Below are 17891 nucleotides of genomic sequence, written 5' to 3' on the forward strand. Positions count from 1 at the left end.
TGGATCCCCTTTTTAATTTTTAGAGTCAATATATTAGAATTTATATCCTAGAGTAAGAATACCCTGAAAAGTATTATCTTTCCATTCTGCTTTCTCTGAACTAACATATTGTTTAGTTTTTGCATCTGTATATGAAGAGAATGTACGTAGTTCTGATTTTTGAGTTCTCATTGCGAAAGCAACATCTGCATAGAAACTACGAGAAAATCTGTAACCTAGCCCATAGGTGAAATAGTTTGTATCACCATCGAGAGTAAAATGTGAAACAGAGCCAATAGTTAAGGCTTCCACTTCATTATTTTTAAATTCTTTCTTCAGAGGGCTTTGTTGCCAAGAGTAACCTACGCGTGCAGAGAATTGGTTTGTAAAACGAACTTCCAAACCTGTTCTGAGGGTAGAGGCCATTTTGAAGTCTTCTTTGATTACTTCATTCGGACGATGGCTTAATTCGTCTCCATTGTCATCAAATAGCTTCATATTATTATAGTTAGTCAACATATAGTCTCCACTAATACTGATTTTAGGGAATAGTCCATCTCCCGGATCGAGAACAAAAGCTGCTAAACTGAAAGTCCATCTGTCAGGAGTACGTAATCTGTAATCTGAACGAAAACGTCCTGTTTCAAATCCGTCTTGTGGATTTGTTGGGCTATAGCCGGCGCTATAGTAATCAGTCATATTGTACCAAGTAGGAGAGTGGTAGGCAACTCCCAGTCTTAACTGTTTTATCGGACTGACAAGAACTCCTAATCCGACTTGAAATCCAGCACCTTCTGTTTCTATGTCGTTAGCTAGAGTATAATACGTGTCGGAGTAATTTTCTGTCAACTCTGAATATAAACGATATTTCATGTCTGTAACTGATAACGTCAAGCCAACACTTACAATATTTGAAAATGTTGTTCCTACGTTAAAATCGTAAGTATTCGCAGATCCTTTTTCTCGAACATATAAATTGGCATCAGTGTTTGAGGGTGATACAAAGAAACCTTTAGTGGGGTCATATCCCATAAGATCTGCATTGGCTCCAATAACTGCCATCCAGTCATAATTTTGTAATGGATATATATCACTATCGTCTTTAAAGCGTAATTCATTCTGTGGATTCTTGTCAAAGAAGTTTATATTATTAGCTCTATTAGCCATGTAATGAGCTAATGTCAAATTAGATGGATTAGCCATGTCCATAGAATAAGTCCGGTCATAGTTTTTAAGACGATTGTATGAAAAACCAAAGTTAAGAAATGGAGCTACATCGCTATTTAAAGGAAAAACTGAGACAAAGGCAAGGTTGTCGAAGTTTACTTTAAATTTACTCTCATCAAATTTACCAAGATTTGATTCTATTTTGGTTTGAGTATTCTGAAAATTCAGAGTTGTTACAACCTCTGACGATTTATAAATACCTATACCCGCCGGATTGATGGAAACTGCTGAAATATCACCGCCCATGGCTCCCATAGCGCCACCCAAAGAAACTGAACGGGCTGTACCTACTAAATCTGTCTGAGAAAGTTTGTATGCGTCCAATTCTCCCTGAGCAAACATACTTCCTATTGACAAAATAAATGCTGATAAGATTAAAACTTTACGTTTCATAATATTCTATTTTTGCATTTTCAAAAAAGCTGCTTCAATTAGCATTGTTGAAACAGCTTTCTATAGTTAATTATTCAATTATTATATCATTATCTTCCTCGGCCACTACTGCTAGATCGACCACCGCCTCCTCCAGAAGAACGACTGCTGGATGAAGAGCTACCGGAACTATATGAGCCGCTTCGAGATGATGAACTGCTAGATGATGGGCTACTGTAACTAGGTCGTGACGAGCTGCTACTACTTGAACCACTGTAGCTAGGTCGCGATGAACTGCTACTGCTTGATCCATTGTAGCTAGGCCGTGATGAAGAACTAGAACTTGATCCGCTATAACTAGGTCGAGATGAACTACTACTTGATGATCCGTTATAACTTGGTCTAGTGCTCGGACGAGATGAAGAACTCGATGATCCATTGTATGATGGTCTTGTAGTTGTAGAACTACCCGATCCATTATAGCTTGGCCTTGTGCTCGGACGAGTTGTAGTGCCAGAACCGTTATAGCTTGGTCTAGTGCTTGGACGAGTTGATGTACCGGCGTCATTATAATTCGGTCTGGTTGATGTTTCTGAACCATTGTAGCTCGGTCTAGTGCTCGGACGGGTTGATGTACCTGAACCATTGTAGCTCGGTCTTGTACTTGGACGAGTTGATGTTCCTGAACCATTGTAACTCGGTCTAGTGCTCGGACGGGTTGATGTACCTGATCCATTATAGCTAGGTCTTGTACTTGGACGAGTAGAAGTTCCGGAATTATAGCCCGGACGAGTGCTTGGTCGAGAACTTACGTATGAATTGTCTCGGCTGCCACCGTTATATCTGCCTGAATTGTATCTTCCAGATGAATATCTTGAGCCATAATATGTTCCTCTCGAACGTCCTGCACTTCCATAATATGAAGGTCTTGAGTAGTAGTGAGAATGACCACCATACCAGCCACCGCCGCCGTACCAACCTCCATAGTATCCTCCCCAGCCCCAGCCGGAAGAGTACCAAGGTCTGTTCCATCCCCATCCTGAATACCAAGGGTTGTTCCAACCCCAGCTATAGCTAGGATAGTACCATGGATCATACCAAGGGTCGTACCACGAATTGTAATAACCACCCCATCCCCAACCTACATTGAAGCTCCAGCCTCTGTTGCGATAGTAGTTACTATATAGGTCGTTAGTGACATATACATTTATTTCATTGTTGCTCGAAATTTTCACACTGTTATCAGGATCGTGAAATTTGACGATACGGTCTGTATATTCATAGTCCTGATATTGGCTGTCATAAACAAGCGAGTCCACAGGCTCTTGATCTGCCTGATATACATTTACATTACCTCCTCGACGGTTGTATGCATCTACATCAACATTTACATTACCAACGGTTTCCATAGATACATCCCCATTGTCTCGTACTACGAGAACTTGAGTTTTGCTCACCGGCTTACGTTGAACAGTATTGTTTACTTCTTTCTTCTTTTCTGTAGGTTTAGAAGTAGCATAGACGTCATCCCAGTCTTCTTGTGCAAAAACAAAAAGCGGTGATACAGCCACCAGGAACATCCATAATAAGTTTTTAGCTTTCATAATTTGCTCTCCTTCTATTTATAGTTTACAAATATTTCTAATTGATTCGTATTTCAGAGTTTGATATTAATCATCTATGTTTCTTAGACTATTCAAAAGTCTAATGGTTTAATCTGGCATATAAATAAGAACAATATAGATAAAACAAATATACAATAATTATCTTATTCTTAATTTATAGACGTAAATAAAACACTCTCGTTGCACGTCTTTATAAATGAAATAGTTCTTTTTTAAAGATTATTAAGGTTCTTTTTTCTAGTAGTTAAGAGTCCTTATTTGATGACCTCGAATCGTGCAAATTTTAGTAATAATTGTTTTGTTCCCGAATTCTCGAATTCAACAGTCGCTTTACGGCTATCAGTATCTCCACTTACGGCCGTAACTTTACCAATACCAAAGCGTTCGTGTTTTATAATTGCACCCACTTCAACTTCTCCAATGTTTCCTCCCGCCGACAATTTCGGAGTTGCAATGCGAGTATTTACAAAGTTTGAAGGAGGTGATTGTGCTTTTGGTTTCTCAGGCCTAGGCGTTTCGGTAGCACTTGGTGTTTTCCTTCCTTGATTATAATTATTATTACTGTAAGCGGATGATTTGTTTTCGTATGTTTCGGGTCTATTGAAAACGAATCCGCCGGATAGAACTCCCGGATTGGCATTCAGAAAAGTATCATCTATATCTTTTAAAAAACGGCTCGGATTGCAAGCGTTTATCTGACCGTTTCTGAATCGACTCTTTGCGTAGGTAATCATACAGAACTCTTTAGCTCTGGTTATTGCCACATAAAAGAGACGGCGCTCTTCTTCAAGTCCTCGGAATTCATCTTTTGCCATAGCCGAAGGAAACAGATCTTCTTCTAGCCCAACTATAAATACATTGTTGAACTCTAGTCCTTTCGCTGCATGGATGGTCATCATTGTAACCTTTTCCTGATCGGCTTCTTTGTCTGTGTCCTGATCGCTCAATAAAGATACTTCGGAAAGGAAGTCTAACAACCCGATACCACCAAGTCCCTCTTCCTGACGACTTTCTACAAACTCATGTATACCACTTAATAGTTCCTGAAGATTTTCCTGACGACTCATACCCTCCGGAGTCTGATCTTGATAAGCTTCGGTAGCTATACCGCTTTGTTTTACTATTATAGAAGCCAGTTCGTATGCCGAACGATCTTTCAACTGTACAATAAAACTTTCTATAAGTTCCCTGAAGCTACTTATCTTGTTGGCTGTACCTGCATTTATATTAAGATTGTACCCCTGAGGATTCTTGATAACTTCCCATAAACTAACACTGTGTAGGCGTGCAGCATCTCCTATTTTAGAGAGTGTAGTGTTTCCAATACCTCGTGTAGGATAATTTATTACTCGTTTGAATGCTTCCTCATCGTTGGGGTTGACTATCATACGAAAGTATGCAATCACATCTTTTATCTCTTTTCGCTGATAAAACGAAAGTCCGCCATAGATGCGATAAGGGATGTTTTTCTTACGCAATGCCTCTTCAAAAATACGGGATTGGGCATTTGTACGATATAATATTACAAAATCACTATATGGAGCTTTTTTGTCTCTTCGAAGATCCCATATTTTATTTGAAACAATGACTCCTTCTTCGAAATCGGAGAAAGCACTGGCTACTTCGATGCGCTCACCTTCATCGTTTTCCGAATAAATAGTCTTTTTTATCTGATCCTGATTTTGTTTGATAAGACTATTGGCTGCATTAACTATATTCTGGGTAGAACGGTAATTTTGCTCCAACTTAAACAATTTCGATTCGGGGTATACTTCTTTAAACTTCAGTATATTTTCTATATTCGCCCCACGGAAAGAGTAAATACTTTGGGCATCGTCTCCTACAACACAGATACGGTGATGAGCGTCTGCCAACTGTTTTACAACAAGATACTGAGCAAAGTTTGTATCCTGATACTCGTCTACCAGAATGAACTGAAACCTCTCTTGGTAGTTTTTCAATACATCGGGATGGTCTCTGAACAGGCAGTTCGTATGAAATAAGAGATCGTCGAAATCCATTGTGTTAGAGGCTCGCAGTCTATTGTTATACTCTTTGTATATATCTTTCACAACAGACATTTTCGATCGTTGGTCATACTCCAACAATTCTTTGTTTTGTGCATACATAGTCGGCGAAACTAATGCGTTTTTAGCATTTGAGATAATAGACTGTACTTTTGCCGGTTTATATACTTTATCATCAAGCTGAAACTGCTTTATTATTGTTTTTATCAGATTTCGGGAATCGGCAGAATCGAAGATCGTAAAATTGGCGGTAAATCCGATTCTTTCGGCTTCGGTTCTTAGTATTCTGGAAAAAACGGAGTGAAATGTGCCCATCCATAAATAGCGTGCATATTGCCAGCCTATAAGCTGAGCAATCCGTTCTTTCATCTCTCGGGCAGCCTTGTTGGTAAATGTAAGGGATAGAATACTTTGAGGAGGTAACCCTTGTTGAAGTAAATAGGCTATTTTATATGTAAGCACGCGGGTTTTTCCTGAGCCTGCACCTGCTATTATAAGCGATGGTCCATTTATATATTCTACAGCTTCGCGTTGTTGTTTATTGAGTTGATTTAGCAAATTATTCATAAAAAAACTTGATATAAGCGCAAAGATAGCTCATTCTTGCTATTAACAGTACCCTCTGCACTTAGAATTATTGTATATTTACATTATGAAATCTTAATCCCCAAAAACATAAAACAAAAGACTATGGCCAAATCCTGCTTTTTTTATTTAGCAATTATTTTATTTTTTATAGGATGTAGTAAAGAACCAATGAATGCAGATTATGAAGTAGTTCCATTACCCCAAAGCATTGTAAAAACAGATGGCGAAGGGTTTATTCTTAAAGGTAGTACAAAGATCTATTATCCGAAAGAAAATGACGTGCAAAAACAAACTGCCGAATTTCTTGCCGAATATATAAAATTGAGTACAGGGCTTACTCTGGCTGTAACAGATCAGGATGTTTCGGATAATGTGATTATTCTGAAAGCAGATTATAAAGTAGAGAAACCCGAATCATATAATTTGATAGTAGATTCGAAACAAATAATAATAAATGGCTCGGATGAAGCAGGTACTTTCTATGGAGTACAAACTTTAAGGAAGTCTATGCCTGTCGATGGGACGAACAAAGAGGTTGTTTTTCCTGCTGTGAGTATCGAGGATTTTCCCCGTTTTGGATATAGAGGTATGATGCTCGATGTCGCTCGTCACACCAAGTCTTTGGAATTTATAAAGAAGTATATCGACATTCTGGCATTGCACAATATAAATAAATTTCATTGGCATTTGACAGACGATCAGGGTTGGAGAATAGAAATTAAGAAATATCCCGAGTTGACAAAAATAGGTTCACAACGTGCGCAAACTGTAATAAAAAAGAATTCGGGAGAATTTGACGGAAAGCCTTATGGTGGATTCTTTACACAAGAAGAAGCTAAGGAAGTGGTAGAATATGCAAAGAAAAGATTTATAACAGTGATTCCGGAAGTTGACCTGCCCGGACATATGCTTGCTGCTTTGGCGGCATATCCAAACTTAGGTTGTACCGGAGGCCCATATAAAGTTGGAGAACAATGGGGCGTGTTTGATGATGTTCTTTGTGCAGGAAATGAAGATATATATACATTTCTCGAAGGAGTTTTTTCGGAGATAGTAGAAATATTTCCTTCCGAATATGTGCATATAGGAGGAGATGAAAGTCCAAAAACACGATGGAAAGTATGTCCTAAGTGTCAGGCTAAGATAAAAGAACTGAAATTGACGTCAGATGCAAAACATTCTAAAGAGGATAAATTGCAAAGCTATGTGATGACATACGTTGAAAAGTTCCTGAATAGTAAGGGACGCCGTATTATAGGATGGGATGAGATTTTGGAGGGCGGACTTGCTCCTGATGCGACCGTTATGTCGTGGAGAGGTATGTCTGGAGGCATAGAAGCTGCAAAACTTCATCATGATGTAATAATGACGCCTACCAGCAATTTGTATTTTGATTATTATCAAACAACAGATATTCAGAACGAACCATTTGGAATAGGCGGTTATGTGCCTGTACAGAAAGTTTATGAATTGGAACCGGTGCCATCAGAGTTGACGAAGGAAGAACAAAAATATATAATTGGAGTTCAGGCTAATTTGTGGTGCGAATATGTAGTTACACCTGAACATGCCGAATATATGACGATGCCTCGTATAGCTGCTTTGAGTGAGATACAATGGACTATGCCCGAAAAAAAGAATTATGAGAAGTTCTTGCCACGTCTGACTAAGCTCATGGATTTGTATCAAAGACTGGGTTATAATTATGCAACTCATATTACGGCTATTGCATCGCAAATAGAGCCGGATATATCTAGCGGGACAATAAAAATAAGCTTGTTTACGTATGATAATGCTCCTATATATTACACACTCGATGGTAGTGAGCCTACAGATAAGAGTGTGAAATATGAGCAACCATTAAGTATAGATTCGAGTGTGTATCTTCGGGCTGTAGCATATAGAGGTAGTGAAAAAAGTAAAGAGTATGACAATAAATTCGATTTTAACAAGGCTACTTTAAAAGAAATAAAACTAGAGAATTCTCCTCATAAGAATTATACATTCAAAGGCCCGGTTCTACTTGTAGACGGTAAAAGAGCAGTGGGAGGATTCGCCAGTGGAGAGTGGATTGGCTTTGAGGGAAATGACTTTGTAGCTACTATCGACCTCAAAGAAGCAACAGATATATCGAAGGTCATAACAGGTACTTATGAAGAGCCTATGTCGTGGGTGTTTGGTGCCACAGAATATACAGTCGCCATATCCGAAGATGGAAAAATATATAAGCAGGTATATGATAAGAAAATTCCTGTATTAGATAAAAATAGTGCAATAAGAACAGTTGATCTTGTTGCAGAGTTTCCAACAACAAAAGCACGGTTTGTAAAGGTAATAGCAAAAAATACCGGAAAAATACCTGATTGGCATGAAGGTAAGGGTTCTCTTGCTTATCTTTTTGTAGATGAGATTATTATAGAGTAAAGATTTTATAGTCTATATACGAGGTCGGGAATTATTAATTTATTAATACCTGACCTCGTTTTTTTAATTGTTTTTAGACAATATGTTTTTATTAAGTCAGTTTAATAAGCGTAAATTTGTGCCACAGAATGATTAAATATCAGATAATGAAAAAAATATCAATTGCCTTATTCCTGTTTTCTATTCTAATTGCCGACATATCGGCTCAGACGTACGAAGAGATGGTAAACCGTTCTATGGATTATGTAGAGCAAAACGATTATGCAGCCGCAGAACAGGCTCTTAAAGCAGCATTGAGAAAAGAACCGGCTAATCCGAGCAATACAATGTTGATGGTTAATCTAGGCACTATTCAACGTAATTTGGGGAAATTTGAGGAGGCATTATTATCATATAATGTAGCCTTGGAAAAACATCCGAAAAATTCATTTGTAAGGCATAACAGGGCTGCTCTGTATTGTCAGATGAATCGTTTCGATGATGCTTTGAAAGATTATAATACTATTTTGCTGTACGACGATAGGGATATAGAAGCCTTCTATAGGAGAGGATTGATATTCTTAAGCAATAAGGACTTGTTCAGAGCAGAGGAAAGCTTTGAGAAAATTGTTGAATTTGCTCCTGAAAACTTATATGGTAAAATGGGATTGGCCGCAATAATGAAAAGGAGAGGGGAGTGGAAAGAAGCCGAAGAAGCATACAGTGATATAGTTTATAAATATAAGTCGAACGGAGAAGTTTATTTTAATAGAGCAGAGTGCTATCTACGCTTAAACAGACTTGCACGTGCACAGGAAGACATAACCAAAGCAATAAGTTTGGGCTATGAAGATGCGGCGATATATATATTGAGAGGACAGATTCGTATAGCTCAATTTGAAAAACGACTGGCAAAAGATGATTTCCTGAAAGCAAAAGAATTGGGTGCAGAAGAAACTGTAGTAAATGATTTTCTTTTGTTGTGTAAATAACCTTATTATTTTATCAGGTTTGTATAATAACCTTTGGTAGGGAATATTTGTGTCAGTAGTTTCTTTAATGCCTGTTTTTCTTCAGATGTAGCTAGTGAAGTTATACGCACTATTTCGTCAAGCTTCGATTCTCCAATAATGGTCAATAATATGGATGACGGACGAACTCCGTATATTGATTTCAGATAATCGACCGATTCTAAGACTCTGATTCTTCCTCGTGTCGGGTTAGCAGCCATTTCATCGAGACCCAGTCTATGATAATTATACCAGAATGTGTGAGAATCGGCTAGACGGTCATCAGTGAGGGCTACAGCAAGATCGTATCGATTATTATCTTTGCCCGAAAAAGGTTCCCAGCCTTTTACTCCCAGCGATTGAGACATATTGGCTATTTCCATAGCCCGGGCAAAATATGGACTACCTCCTTTCATGGAAAAAGAATCGAAATCGAATCCTATTATTATATACACATAAAATGATATGACAGCTACCAGATTGTTATCCACATTCATCGAATTGAAATAAAGAGATTCCCCCGGAGTGTATTTAAACTCTACCTGAGTATCTCTATAATTGATAAGAGGGCTGGAATAAGTAGAGTTGTAAACAGGACGGCGGGAAGATACTAATATCTCTGATGAGAAAGTATTAGCATCTTTTATCTCATTTATAGTAAGCGTAATATTGCAGTCTATACGTTCCGCCTGATTGAAGGTAATATCTGTCCATTTCTGTTCGTTTAGCATCTGATTCAAATTCCGTTCCAACGTAGAAAATAGTTCTTTGTCGGCAGACTGTATCTTTTGCGTGTTGATGGTTAGTTTAGTATTCAGTTCCTGAGCCTCAACGGATGATAAGATGTAGAGAGAACATACTATTAATATAATAAATCGTATCATCTGCTATTCCAAATTATAGGTTATACTCAATACTTTAAATTCTGTACGGCGATTTACCTGATCGGCCATTTCCTGTTGCTCATTCGGTAACTTCTCTATAAATTCGGGAGAGAGAATTTCTCCTTCTTCAAGAAAGTCATATTTCTTTTTCACCGCTTTTGTAACTCTTTTTGGCTCGCTTTTTCCTTTACCTACTGCTGTCAGCCTGTCTTTAGCAATTCCTCCGGTAATAAGATAATTGACTACCGATTCGGCTCGGCGTTGCGATAATGGTATGTTGTATTCGTCACTACCTTTGCGATCGGTATGGGCAGAAAGCTCTATTGTTACATTCGGATTAAGGTTTAGTAAGTCGATCAATCCATCGAGCTCTTCTTTCGATTCGGGGCGGAGCGTGGCTTTATCGAAGTCGAAAAATATATTCTCCAATACCACAGGCTTATTGATAGGAGTAAGGATGAAATCTACCATATAGACAGAGTCTCGGTCTATATTTTCCGTTTTCAATGACATTCTCGTATTCAGATAATTATCTCCACTGGCAAGAAAAACATAACTGACTCCAGGTTGTACATCGAGGCTGTAGGTACCATTGTTTTTTCCGGGAAACTTTTTATTGGTTCCATCTTTGCCTACAACTCGTATAGTTGAGGAAGTTATAAATTCGTCGTCAGTATCTACTATATAGCCTTCGGCAAGTGTTTTGATAACCGGATATTCGAAAGAGAAAATGTGATCAAATCCTTTTCCATCACCACGATTAGAACTAAAGTAACCATTTTCTTTTTCCCCATCAAATGTGATACCGAAGTCATCAGCCATAGAGTTGATAGGAGACTTTAGGTTTTCCACTATCCAGCGCTTTGTTTTTGAATTGTAAACAGATTTGTAAATATCCAGACCTCCCATGCCGACATGTCCATCTGAAGAGAAATAGAGAGTAGAGTCGTTTCTAAGGTAAGGAAACATCTCATCTCCTGCCGTATTTATATCAGCACCAAGATTTTCGACAGACTCGACCAGATCACCTACCATTCTTGCCCGCCAAATGTCCTTACCTCCATATCCGCCTTTCATATCAGATACGAAATAAAGATAGTCGCCTGTAGAACTTATAGTTGGGTGAGCAAAGACACTGAGTGTATCTCGTTTATTTATTTCTATTTTTTGTCCCGCACTCCATGAGCCTCCTGTACGTCTTGATATATAGATACCCGGAAAGGTAGAACCTACTGAATCTAGTTTGGGAGTATGTGTGTAGTACATGGAAGTACCTGTATTGGAAAAAGAAGGTGTGCCTTCGTCAGAGTCTGTATTGACAGCAGATTCCAGATGCTCAACTTTCATCCAATTGCCGTTCTCGTCTTTACGAGCCATAAATATGTCGTTCAGTTTCGATCCTGTAATGCCGCTTATAGTATCGCTTATAGCTTCTTTCCTATTAGACGAGAAATATATCTGATCGTAATCGGGCGGCAGAAGCATCGGACTGAATTCTCCTCTGTTGGAATTGAATATGTCCATACGCTTAACTTTATATAGCGTCGGATTTGCCTTCCACTGAGGTGCTAAAATGGAACCTTCTTGTCCGTTTTTAGCAAATTGATTGTCAGGAAATAGTTTCAGAAATTCGCTATAATAATGTGCAGCTTGTTTATAATCGCCTACTTTTTGTAACGACCGTGCATATTGCAGAACAACTGTACTATCATTTACTTTATAGCGGATTGCATTTGCATAAGCAGCATTTGCTCGCATGGGGTAGTTTATAAGGCGATAACTCTCGGCCATACGTAGTGCTACTTCTCCTCGCAATTCTCTCTTTTTAGGAGATGTTTTTCTATATATTTTGCGATACATATCGGCAGCGACAAAATATTCTCCTTGCGCAAACTTACGGTCCGCATCTTCTAATTTTACTTGTTTACAAGAAAAAAAGAATGCAAAAAGAACAAATAAGCCGAATGTATAATAAATGTAGCTTCTCAAAATATATCGCTTTCCTATTTATATAATGAATAGAGTATCAATACACAAATATAACTGATTTCTATATAGAATATTGCTTTGTAAAATGGTAAACGACTTTTTTCACCTAGTCTTCACCTTTCAGTACTGGAAGTTTGAGATGGTATTTGGTTGCCAATATTCTTATTACAACTACAAAAATAGCTGTGGCGATCTCTGTTATAACCAAATCTACTTGTAAGAAATTTAAAATACTGAATAAAATTCCTCCCAAGATGCAAGCTACTGCATATAGCTCCTGTGTGAAAATGATAGGTATCTCATTGATAAGGATATCTCGTATTATACCTCCTACAATGCCCGTTACAGTGGCCATAGAAACGCACACCCAAATGGGATAGTCGAGAGCCATGGCTTTTTCATATCCTACAACAACGAAGAGCCCCAAGCCGATGCAGTCGAACCAAAATATCGTATTGTTGAGGTGTACAAGGTATTTTCTAAAAAAAATAACTATAATGAATGCAAATAAAGTACACCAGATATATCGGCTTGCTTGCATCCAAAATACAGGTATGTCGAGCAAGAGGTCGCGTAATGTACCGCCTCCGACAGCTGTAACAAAACCAATGACAATTGCCCCAAACCAATCGAACTGCTTTGCTGAGGCTAAACGAATTCCACTAATAGCAAAAGCTATAGTTCCCAAAACTTCAATTACATCTACAAACTGAATTTGAACCAGATCGTTAAAAAGGAACATTGTATTAGTTAGGATTTTAATTAATATCTGTATTACTCCTCTTCGTTAGCTATCATACCGCTACCAATACATAGATTGGAGTCGGCGTCATAGACTACACCAAATTGTCCGGCAGCTATGCCTTGTATTTTTTCATCCGAATATATACGGTAAAGATCTCCTATTTTCTCTATACGTCCGTGCGTAAACTCGGGTGTGTGACGAATCTTGAAGGTTACATCTTTAGAGCCTTCAAAATCGCCCCAGATATCTTGTGTTATAGAAGAAAATCCGGCCAGATTGACGACATTTCCGTATTGGGTATCGGGATCATATCCGTTTGATACATAGATTATATTACGCTTTGTATCTTTCTTGATAACAAACCAAGGGCCTCCACTCAAGCCAAGACCTTTACGTTGCCCGATTGTATGAAACCAATAACCTTCGTGACTACCCAAAACTTTTCCGGTTTCTAATTCAACTATTTTGCCTTTGCGTTCGCCTAAATAGCGGCGAATGAAATCATTGTAGTTCACTTTTCCCAAAAAACAAATCCCTTGACTGTCCTTTCGTTGAGCCGAAGGCAATCCTTGTTCGGTAGCAATGGCTCTTACCTCACTTTTTAATAGATTACCAATAGGAAACATTAATTTTGAAGCCTGTAAATAGTCTATTTGCCCTAGAAAATATGTTTGGTCTTTGACGTGATCTTTAGCTGTCGACAACCATGTCTTCCCGTCTATATCGGTAGTAGTGGCATAATGACCTGTTGCTATTTTATCAAATTCGTGTCCCCACTTTTGTTCGAAGCATCCGAATTTTATCATTTTATTACACATCATATCAGGGTTAGGTGTCAATCCTCGCTTAACAGCGTCAATAGTGTAACTAACTACGTTCTCCCAATATTCTTCATGAAGGGATACAACTTCCATTTTACAACCATATTTTTTTGCTATATAGGTTGTTATTTCAATATCTTCTTCGGCAGGGCAGTCAATATATCCCTGCTCGTCTTCCATCCCGATACGTATATAAAATATAGTAGGGTCATAGCCCGATTCTTTTAATTGATGCACTACGACAGAGCTGTCTACTCCACCCGATACTAATGCTGCTATTTTCATTTCTATATTACCAAATCTCAGTTTTTACAAACGACTTTATAGATCCCATTCCAAAACAAAAGCCTGCCCTGACGAAAAATTGGCTTTCTCCGGCAGTTACATTAAAATCGTAGCCTGTTTTTACAAAAAAGAATTTATAGTCGAAATATACATTTGGGGTAATTACTATCCCATCTTCTCCATGTTTGAAGTTGAACAAATATCCTGCATCGCAGCCAATAAGAATGGTCGCTTTATTTTTATTAAATAACGATTCTGTAATAAATGAGTTTATTTGTATTGGTTTCAGGTTTAGTCCGGCTACAGGCGAACTTCCTCCTGTATAGTCTATTCCGCTGGATATAAATGTGTTTAGTGGGTTTTTTTTGTGCCATGTGGGAAATGAAGCATTTGCCGCAAATTGAAAGTCATTTCCTTTGTTTTTTGCATCTGTGTATTGTGCTCCTATTCCCAAAAACTGAGCAAAGCCCACTAAAGGAAATAAAAGTAGCAGAAGTATGATTTTTATATATCTCATTTCTCGTGTAATTGAATAGGGTACAAAATTACATTTTATTTTTCTAATAAGGTCGCAGACCTCTTTATTGTTTTCGTATCTGCAACATTAATATGTAGTTATGTTTGAATATTTTTTTTATTTAACAATATCTTTACTTGTTATGTTTTCTTTCTCTATATCTGCTTTCGACTTACTGGCTGTTACCAGATATACACCTCCGAATATGAAAACGGCGGCAATGAGTTTTTCTAACGTGAAATGATCCATTCCCATGTATATGGCAATGCCGGATGCTATAAGAGGCTGCATGTTGTTGTACATAGATATGGTTGTTGGCCTTATTCTTCGTTGTGCAAAAGGAATCAGCAGATAGGTAATAAATGTGGCGCCAACAAGGGTGAAAGCTAATAACAGAAATGGCAATGTGTCTGTTTGATAGAATAAAGGAGCTTTAAGCACATCTCCATAGCTGAACGGCAGAGCTGCAATACAAGCAGAAAGAAACATCCATTTCATCATTGTTACCGAAGAATATTTTTCGGACAGAGGTCGTGTGATAACCAAATAGAAAGCATAAAAGAACTGTGCGCCTACTATTGCCATATTGCCTGACAGGCTTGCTCCCTGTTCTATATCTCCATGATTGCTGGAATATACAAGAAAGATAGCTCCTGCTGCCCCGACCAATACTCCTCCAGCTTTCATCCATGTGATAGGCTCTTTGAGTACAATGGCAGCTATTATCATAGCAAACAGAGGACTACTTGTAGTTATAATTGAGGCATCCACCGGCGATGTCTGCCCTAGTCCGTATGCAAATAATCCCTGATTGAATACCATGCCACATAGTCCTCCTGCAAATAGAAAAAGTAAATCTTTCTTTTCTACTTTTTCTTTTGGCATAAACAAAGACACCAGCCAAAAAGCAACCGCAGCAAAAGACATTCTCAGTGCTGTCATTGCCATAGGAGATAGGAGGTGCTCGGAATATAAATATTTGTTGACAGGAATGTTTAGTCCAAATATGCTGATAACTAAAAGCATTATCAGATTTCCCTGTTGTTTTTTAGACAAATTCATTTTTTAGAAAATAATAAATGGCTCAATCTTTCCGGAGTTTACTTATCTGTTTGTCCTGAAGTTTTGAAAAAATAACTAACATTGATATAGCGCCTATCATTGCGCAAAACATATCCGACTGAGTGTCCCACACATACCCTTGCATACCTAAGAAGTCCTCAGCTCCGTCTCCGGACAATACTGCAACCCACCATTCTATAAGCTCGTAAAAAGCACTGATCGCCATCGAAATACATACTACAACGAAAGGTAACCAAGAGCGCTTTTTGAATACATCAAGCCGAATTAAGAGTTCTCGCGAAATCATGGCAGGTACGAAACCCTGAGCAAAATGACCTACTTTGTCATAATTATTCCTGCTCTGATCGAAAACTTCTTTTATCCAGTCGAAGAGTGGAACCCGTGCATAGGAATAATGTGCTCCTACAAGCAGAATTATAAGATGTATGAGTATGAAAGTGTATGTCAGATTTGTAAACCTGAATTTCTTGTAGGTAAGGATAAGTATTGCTACACCAATAATACACATTCCTGCTTCGAGAAACCAGAGTCCTAACTCATAAGCTCCAATTCCCGACCAAGTGGCTATTACTAAAAATATAAGCAAAAAAGCTATATGCTTTTTCTTCATCATGCAGAGTTTGTTTTTATTTGTAAGTGCTATAAGAGATAATCTCTTCTGCCGATTTTATTTTGTTGTTACCATTATCGGCAGAGAGTGAGATTATAATTGAGTTATACGACTTATGTATTTGCCTATTATATCAAATTCTATATTTACTGTACTTCCAATCTTAAATTGGTGAAAATTCGTGTGCTCGTAGGTATATGGAATAATCGCAACCTTGAATGTATTGTCTGTTGGTTCTACTACAGTAAGGCTTACTCCGTTTACTGTTACCGAACCTTTATCTACTGTCAGATAGCCTTTTTTTGCCATTGCTCGATCGAAGTCATATTGAAACCCGAAATACCAGCTGCCATCGGCTTCTTTTATTTCTATACATTTTGCTGTTTGGTCTACGTGTCCCTGTACGATATGTCCGTCCAGACGACCATTCATCATCATACTGCGTTCCAGATTTACTTTATCGCCAATTTTAAGCAGTCCCAGATTAGAGCATTCTAATGTTTCTTTAATTGCTGTGACAGTATATGTGTCGTCAGAGATATCCACTACAGTAAGACATACTCCATTGTGGGAAACACTCTGGTCAACCTTTAGTTCGTGAGTGAACGAGCATCTCATTGTCAGATGTAAATTTTCTTCTTCCTTGCGCAACGAAACAACTGTTGCGGCTTCTTCTACTATACCTGAGAACATGTTATTTATCCTTTATTGGTTATGTTATATTTTAGGAGTACAAAGGTACTGAATTATTTTTGTCTCTGCCGATTTAATGAGCAAAAGTTACAAAGGGTTCTATAACAGCAATGATGACTCCGAAGTTGCCATCTGTTTGTATCCAGTCTTTCTCAGGTAGATATGTTCTGGATACGTATCCATCGAAATATAATGCATCTTTGCAGCCTAAAGATTTGAAGAAAAATGCAAGGTCATAGAAATTCACTTTCGATTTGGACATAACGAAGATGGCTTTCCCATCGGGCAGGATGCCAACTCCGTTTCTGATATGAGTATTTTGAGATCCTTTCTTAAATGCAGGATGTATTTCTCCATCAATAACTAGCATAGGCCCGGATTGTGTTGCAAATCTGATAAGTCCTTTTTCTTTAAAATTCTCTGTTTTGCATATAATGGGAACATTGTCGGATGTGATTGCAAATACACCGTTGGGCAACATATAAAAATTGCCTGTTCCGGATGTTGTGTCAAGAGGAGTCTGTATTTTATACTGATCTATAAAAAGCCCTTGCGGCGAAGCTTCTTTATTATACATGCCACCGTTGGTTGCAAATACCAACTTTTCTCCTTTGCTTTCAACATAAGTTTTTAGATTTTGGATGCTTCCTATATTCTTTCCTGCATCATCGAGCCAATAGAAATGAATATTCTGAGATTTTGTGTCTACAGTGTAACAGATAAAGGAATCATTTGTGTCTTTTTGGCAACCAAAACTACCTATCAGAAGAATAAATAAAATAAGAGTGTGTTTGTGTGTAAGCATAAAATGAAATTAGAGGATAATATCCGTTTACCAAAGATAATAAAAGATAAAAGTAATTTATCTATAAAGTAGATACTTGCTTCGAAATAATATTAAAAAAGTAACATCTTAAAACAGCCTAAAAATGTCACTTTCGTTACTTTTTAGTTAAAATAACACTATGGTAAATCTAGTGTATGCTTGTTTGAAAATAGGTTAATCTTTGATTTTCTTCGATACTGGAGGACG

At 37.9% G+C, this 17891-nt stretch carries 14 protein-coding genes; 2 read left to right on the forward strand and 12 right to left on the reverse strand.

Going from position 1 to position 17891, the window contains the following annotated elements:
• Positions 1-33: 33 nt before the first annotated feature.
• From BGC7_RS07815 to BGC7_RS07830, 3 genes are all read right to left on the reverse strand, one after another.
• Positions 34-1599, reverse strand: coding sequence for an OmpP1/FadL family transporter (locus tag BGC7_RS07815; protein WP_050700990.1), 1566 nt, complete (start codon positions 1597-1599; stop codon positions 34-36).
• 89 nt (positions 1600-1688) lie between these two features.
• Positions 1689-3182, reverse strand: a complete 1494-nt coding sequence (locus BGC7_RS17625) for a hypothetical protein (RefSeq protein ID WP_082206549.1) — start codon at positions 3180-3182, stop codon at positions 1689-1691.
• Positions 3183-3457: 275 nt separating this feature from the next.
• Entirely contained in the window at positions 3458-5797 is a 2340-nt protein-coding gene (locus tag BGC7_RS07830; protein WP_050700993.1) for an ATP-dependent helicase, read from the reverse strand.
• A gap of 123 nt (positions 5798-5920) precedes the next feature.
• Between BGC7_RS07830 and BGC7_RS07835 the strand changes: the two genes are divergently transcribed.
• Complete coding sequence (locus BGC7_RS07835; RefSeq protein ID WP_050700994.1) at positions 5921-8242, forward strand: glycoside hydrolase family 20 protein; 2322 nt, start codon at positions 5921-5923, stop codon at positions 8240-8242.
• Positions 8243-8388: 146 nt separating this feature from the next.
• Positions 8389-9213: a tetratricopeptide repeat protein gene (locus BGC7_RS07840; protein ID WP_050701085.1), complete on the forward strand. Its 825-nt coding sequence runs from the start codon at positions 8389-8391 to the stop codon at positions 9211-9213.
• Positions 9214-9218: 5 nt separating this feature from the next.
• On the opposite strand, the gene BGC7_RS07845 is transcribed toward BGC7_RS07840, so the two are convergent.
• The 9 genes from BGC7_RS07845 to BGC7_RS07885 form a co-directional block, all read right to left on the reverse strand.
• Positions 9219-10115 carry a type IX secretion system protein PorD gene (locus BGC7_RS07845; protein WP_050700995.1) on the reverse strand — a complete coding sequence of 299 codons (897 nt, stop codon included), beginning with the start codon at positions 10113-10115 and terminating at the stop codon, positions 9219-9221.
• A gap of 3 nt (positions 10116-10118) precedes the next feature.
• Complete coding sequence (locus tag BGC7_RS07850) at positions 10119-12104, reverse strand: PorE family type IX secretion system protein (protein ID WP_050700996.1); 1986 nt, start codon at positions 12102-12104, stop codon at positions 10119-10121.
• A 106-nt stretch (positions 12105-12210) separates the two neighbouring features.
• Positions 12211-12846, reverse strand: coding sequence for a trimeric intracellular cation channel family protein (locus BGC7_RS07855; RefSeq protein ID WP_050700997.1), 636 nt, complete (start codon positions 12844-12846; stop codon positions 12211-12213).
• A gap of 32 nt (positions 12847-12878) precedes the next feature.
• Positions 12879-13955: a tRNA 2-thiouridine(34) synthase MnmA gene (gene mnmA, locus BGC7_RS07860; RefSeq protein ID WP_050700998.1), complete on the reverse strand. Its 1077-nt coding sequence runs from the start codon at positions 13953-13955 to the stop codon at positions 12879-12881.
• Between the two features lie 7 nt (positions 13956-13962).
• Positions 13963-14472, reverse strand: a complete 510-nt coding sequence (locus BGC7_RS07865; protein ID WP_050700999.1) for a hypothetical protein — start codon at positions 14470-14472, stop codon at positions 13963-13965.
• Positions 14473-14589: 117 nt separating this feature from the next.
• The gene (locus tag BGC7_RS07870) at positions 14590-15534 is read right to left on the reverse strand and encodes a DMT family transporter (protein ID WP_050701000.1); all 945 of its coding nucleotides are present in this window, start codon (positions 15532-15534) and stop codon (positions 14590-14592) included.
• Between the two features lie 22 nt (positions 15535-15556).
• The gene (locus BGC7_RS07875; RefSeq protein ID WP_242034431.1) at positions 15557-16168 is read right to left on the reverse strand and encodes a DUF2238 domain-containing protein; all 612 of its coding nucleotides are present in this window, start codon (positions 16166-16168) and stop codon (positions 15557-15559) included.
• 90 nt (positions 16169-16258) lie between these two features.
• A complete protein-coding gene (locus BGC7_RS07880; protein WP_050701002.1) occupies positions 16259-16858 on the reverse strand; it encodes a riboflavin synthase in 600 nt (199 codons plus the stop codon).
• 73 nt (positions 16859-16931) lie between these two features.
• The gene (locus tag BGC7_RS07885; protein ID WP_050701003.1) at positions 16932-17663 is read right to left on the reverse strand and encodes a phosphodiester glycosidase family protein; all 732 of its coding nucleotides are present in this window, start codon (positions 17661-17663) and stop codon (positions 16932-16934) included.
• Between the last annotated feature and the right edge of the window lie 228 nt (positions 17664-17891).

The organism is Dysgonomonas sp. BGC7, assembly GCF_001261735.1.
Lineage (GTDB): Bacteria > Bacteroidota > Bacteroidia > Bacteroidales > Dysgonomonadaceae > Dysgonomonas.

What these genes read in the sequence shown, in the direction of transcription:
- BGC7_RS07865 (WP_050700999.1), bottom strand. Translation starts at nt 14,472, where the DNA reads ATGAGATATATAAAAATCATACTTCTGCTACTTTTATTTCCTTTAGTG.
- BGC7_RS07835 (WP_050700994.1), top strand. Translation starts at nt 5,921, where the DNA reads ATGGCCAAATCCTGCTTTTTTTATTTAGCAATTATTTTATTTTTTATA.
- BGC7_RS07875 (WP_242034431.1), bottom strand. Translation starts at nt 16,168, where the DNA reads ATGATGAAGAAAAAGCATATAGCTTTTTTGCTTATATTTTTAGTAATA.
- BGC7_RS17625 (WP_082206549.1), bottom strand. Translation starts at nt 3,182, where the DNA reads ATGAAAGCTAAAAACTTATTATGGATGTTCCTGGTGGCTGTATCACCG.
- BGC7_RS07845 (WP_050700995.1), bottom strand. Translation starts at nt 10,115, where the DNA reads ATGATACGATTTATTATATTAATAGTATGTTCTCTCTACATCTTATCA.
- BGC7_RS07880 (WP_050701002.1), bottom strand. Translation starts at nt 16,858, where the DNA reads ATGTTCTCAGGTATAGTAGAAGAAGCCGCAACAGTTGTTTCGTTGCGC.
- BGC7_RS07815 (WP_050700990.1), bottom strand. Translation starts at nt 1,599, where the DNA reads ATGAAACGTAAAGTTTTAATCTTATCAGCATTTATTTTGTCAATAGGA.
- mnmA (WP_050700998.1), bottom strand. Translation starts at nt 13,955, where the DNA reads ATGAAAATAGCAGCATTAGTATCGGGTGGAGTAGACAGCTCTGTCGTA.
- BGC7_RS07870 (WP_050701000.1), bottom strand. Translation starts at nt 15,534, where the DNA reads ATGAATTTGTCTAAAAAACAACAGGGAAATCTGATAATGCTTTTAGTT.
- BGC7_RS07830 (WP_050700993.1), bottom strand. Translation starts at nt 5,797, where the DNA reads ATGAATAATTTGCTAAATCAACTCAATAAACAACAACGCGAAGCTGTA.
- BGC7_RS07840 (WP_050701085.1), top strand. Translation starts at nt 8,389, where the DNA reads ATGAAAAAAATATCAATTGCCTTATTCCTGTTTTCTATTCTAATTGCC.
- BGC7_RS07855 (WP_050700997.1), bottom strand. Translation starts at nt 12,846, where the DNA reads ATGTTCCTTTTTAACGATCTGGTTCAAATTCAGTTTGTAGATGTAATT.
- BGC7_RS07885 (WP_050701003.1), bottom strand. Translation starts at nt 17,663, where the DNA reads ATGCTTACACACAAACACACTCTTATTTTATTTATTCTTCTGATAGGT.